The sequence below is a fragment of the Aeromicrobium sp. PFPM2_SD2 genome (genome assembly GCF_057364525.1).
This window is the reverse complement of sequence record NZ_JBNFNZ010000231.1, coordinates 1-3,924: the sequence shown is the minus strand read 5'-3', so window position 1 is coordinate 3,924 and position 3,924 is coordinate 1. Positions and strand designations below refer to the sequence as shown.

Genomic DNA, 3,924 nt, shown 5'->3' with positions numbered 1-3,924 from the left:
ACGCGGACCCGCGCCGCGAGCTCGTCGGCGTCGAGCAGACGCCCGGTGGTCCTCCCCGAGGCCCCCAGGCCCGGTCGGCGTCCAGCGACGCGCGCAGGCGCTCCTCCGTGGGCGGCGGTGCGGGGCGACGTAGAGGACGCCGTCCTTCACCTGGTCGGCCTCGACGCCCTCCTCGGCGCACACCGCCAGGACGTCGTCGACCGCCCGCTCCATCGCGAGGACGAGGCGCAGGACGCCGTCGCGGCCACCGGCCTTCGCGTACGTCTCGCGGCTCCCGGCCAGCTCGGCCGACAGCCAGCCGCCGTTGCGACCGGACGCGCCGTAGCCGCAGAACTCGGCCTCGAGCACCACCACGTCCAGCGCCGGGTCCAGCCGGCTCAGCTCGTACGCGGCCCACAGCCCGGTCAGCCCGCCACCGACGACCGCGACGTCGCACGTCAGGTCGCCGTCGAGGCCGGGCCGGGGCGCCGGCAGGCCGCCTGCTCCCACCAGAAGGAGACGCCTCCGTTGACCAGCCCGGCGCGCGCGGCACGCTCGTACGTCCTGCTCACGGGCTCATCGTGCCGTCCGGACGAGGCCGCCGTCACGCAGCCGACGCGCGACGCGCCGCAGCCCGGCGGGCCGCGGTTGCCCGGCTCGGACAGAATGTGGCCATGTCGTCCGTGCGCACGCCCGACCCGAACCCCGGCTGGCTCTCCGAGTTCGCCCTGGACGAGACCCGCGGCCGGGTCCCGATCCTGTACGTCGAGGCCGTGCCGGTCCGCGTCGACTCCTACGGCCGGGTCGAGCACGTGGGCGTCCTGCTCCGTGCGTCGTCCACGGGGTCGATGACGCGCACGCTGGTGTCCGGCCGCGTCATGCACGGCGAGTCCCTGCGCGGCGCGCTGCTGCGCAACCTGGAGAAGGACCTCGGCCCCACCGCGTTCCCGCGCCTGCCGCTGAGCACCACCCCGGTGACGGTCGCCGAGTTCTTCCCGCTCCCGGGCATCGCGCCGCTGCACGACACCCGCCAGCACGCCGTGGCCCTGGTCTACGTCGTCCCGGTCACGGGCGAGTGCGCGCCGCGTCAGGACGCGCTCGAGCTCACCTGGCTGACGCCCGAGGAGGCGGCGTCGCCGGAGGTCCTGGACGACATGGAGGGCGGCCGCGGCCACCTGCTGCGCCAGGTGCTGACCCAGCTGGGCACCCTTCCGGCCTGACGCACCGGCCCCCTCCTGGTGCCGTCGGGCACGGCGACGTAGGGTTACCGCTGAGTAATAACTGCGTGGCAAGTGTGGCATGCCTAACCGGGTGAGCCCGATCACCGCGCATTAGTCTCGGCACATCGATCGTCGGGCCCACCGGAAGGGGACCTCCATGCGCATCGCCGCCATCGTTCTCTCGCTCGTCGCGACCGCCGTCGCGCTCGGGCTGTTCGCGCAGGCGTTGCGCGGCTTCTGGCAGGTGATCGGGGCCGGCGGCCCCGCGCTGAACCGCACGGACAACAAGGCCGCGCGCTGGAAGAACATGTTCAAGGAGACCCTGGGCCACACCCGGATGCTCCAGTGGACGTGGATCGGCATCATGCACTGGCTGGTCTTCGCCGGTTTCATCTTCCTCAGCTCGGCGGTCGCGACGGCCTACTTCCAGATCTTCGACCCGCACTTCACGCTGTGGATCGTCGGTGAGTGGTACCCGTTCGAGTGGGCCACCGAGCTGCTGTCGTGGCTGACCGTCATCGGCATCCTGTACCTGATCGTCGTGCGCCAGCGGAACCACCCGCGCCGCCTCGAGCGCAAGAGCCGCTTCTTCGGCTCGACGTTCTGGCAGGCGTACTTCGTCGAGGCGATCATCCTCGGCGAGGGCCTGGCCGGCCTGTTCATCCGCGGCGCCGAGTACCAGCTGCACGACGGCACCAAGGCGCACTTCCCGATGACCTGGTTCATCGGCTCGCTGTACGGCGACATCTCCGACCACACGGCCGAGAACATCATCTACGCGCTGGCCACGGCCAAGATCCTCATGGCGATGGTCTGGCTCGGCACGATCTCCAAGAACATCACGATGGGCGTCGCCTGGCACCGCTTCACGGCCTGGTTCAACATCTGGTTCAAGCGCGAGTCCGACGGCCGCGTGGCCCTGGGCGGCCTCAAGCCGATGACCGTCGACGGCAAGCGCGTCGACATGGAGGCGATGGAGGAGCTCGACGAGGACGACTTCGGCAAGCTCGGCGTCGGCAAGGTCGAGGACTTCAGCTGGAAGGGCATCCTGGACTTCACGACCTGCACCGAGTGCGGTCGCTGCCAGAGCCAGTGCCCGGCCTGGAACACCGAGAAGCCGCTGAGCCCCAAGCTGCTCATGATGGGCCTGCGCGAGCACGCCTACACCAAGATCCCGCTGCTCCAGAAGGACGGCGACACGCTCACCGAGGCCGAGCAGGCCGAGCTCGAGCGTCCGCTCATCGGCGACGAGTCCATGTACGGCGTCATCGACCCGGACGTGCTGTGGTCGTGCACCAACTGCGGCGCCTGCGTCCAGCAGTGCCCCGTCGACATCGAGCACGTCGACCACATCGACGACATGCGTCGCTACCAGGTGCTCGTCGAGTCCAACTTCCCCGCCGAGCTCAACAACATCTTCAAGGGCCTCGAGCGCAAGGGGAACCCCTGGAACATGAACCCGCGCGACCGCATGGCGTGGGCGAAGGACCTCGACTTCGAGGTCAAGCAGGTCGGCGTGGACGTCGAGGACCTCGACGAGGTCGAGTGGCTGTTCTGGGTCGGCTGCGCCGGCGCCTACGAGGACCGCGCCAAGAAGACGACGCAGGCCGTCGCCGAGCTGCTCGACATGGCCGGCGTGACGTTCGCCGTCCTGGGCGACGGCGAGACCTGCTCGGGCGACTCGGCCCGTCGCGCGGGCAACGAGGTGCTGTTCATGCAGCTGGCCATGCAGAACGCCGAGGTGTTCAAGGAGACGAAGGTCAAGAAGGTCGTCTCCACCTGCGCCCACTGCTTCAACACGCTCAAGAACGAGTACCGCGAGTTCGGCGTCGAGCTCGAGGTCGTCCACCACACGCAGCTGCTCAACCGCCTCGTGCGCGAGAAGAAGCTGACCCCGGTGGCGCCGACGGCCGGCGAGGCCGCGGGCAAGAAGATCACCTACCACGACCCGTGCTTCCTGGGCCGCCACAACCAGGTCTACGAGGCGCCGCGCGAGCTGCTGCAGATCATCCCCGGCGCCACGTACGCCGAGATGCCGCGCAACTCCGAGAAGTCCTTCTGCTGCGGCGCCGGCGGCGCGCGCATGTGGATGGAGGAGACGCTGGGCTCGCGGATCAACGTCAACCGCACCGAGGAGGCCGTCGCCACCGGCGCTGACCAGATCGCGGTCGGCTGCCCGTTCTGCCGCGTGATGCTCAGCGACGGCCTGACCGCCAAGCAGGCGGCCGGCGAGGCCCGCGAGGAGGTCGAGGTGCTCGACGTCGCGCAGATGCTGCTCGCGTCGGTCAAGCGCGCGCCGGTCGAGCCGAGCGCCGAGGACGACCAGGCGGTCGTGGCCGAGGCCGAGGCGGCCACCGCGGCCGCGGCCACGGCGTCCACGGCGCCCGACGGCCCGGAGGCGAAGGACGACGCCGAGTCGGTCGAGAAGCCCGAGGACGTGGGCGTCGGCGCCGAGGCGGCCAAGGAGCAGGCCGAGGGCGGCAGCCCGACGTCCGGCGTGACCGAGGCCGACGACGCCGAGGAGGTGGCCGAGGAGCTCAACGATCCGGCCACCGACGAGAGCGGCGCCGGCGCCGAGGCCCAGCAGGTCGCGGCCGAGCACAACGTCGCCTCGCTGAACTGCGGCACGCCCTCAGGCATCTCCGCACCCTGCGGGGGTGTCACGACCACCCGGACGCGATCGCCCGTGGCGAGATCCAGGCCGGGTGCTTGGGCAGGAGTGAGC

The 3,924-nt window shown here is 70.8% G+C and carries 3 protein-coding genes; 2 read left to right on the top strand and 1 reads right to left on the bottom strand.

The window, feature by feature from the left end; all coding sequences use genetic code 11:
- On the bottom strand, positions 1-489 hold a 489-nt coding region (locus tag AC2W7G_RS10960), incomplete at its 3' end, for an NAD(P)/FAD-dependent oxidoreductase (RefSeq protein WP_485868459.1).
- Positions 490-653: 164 nt separating this feature from the next.
- Between AC2W7G_RS10960 and AC2W7G_RS10955 the strand changes: the two genes are divergently transcribed.
- Positions 654-1,199, top strand: a complete 546-nt coding sequence (locus AC2W7G_RS10955; RefSeq protein ID WP_485868458.1) for an NUDIX hydrolase family protein — start codon at positions 654-656, stop codon at positions 1,197-1,199.
- 157 nt (positions 1,200-1,356) lie between these two features.
- The coding region (locus AC2W7G_RS10950; RefSeq protein ID WP_485868457.1) for a (Fe-S)-binding protein at positions 1,357-3,924 on the top strand (2,568 nt) is incomplete at its 3' end.

Coding starts and splice junctions, on each gene's coding strand:
- AC2W7G_RS10955 (WP_485868458.1), top strand. CDS start 654: ATGTCGTCCGTGCGCACGCCCGACCCGAACCCCGGCTGGCTCTCCGAG.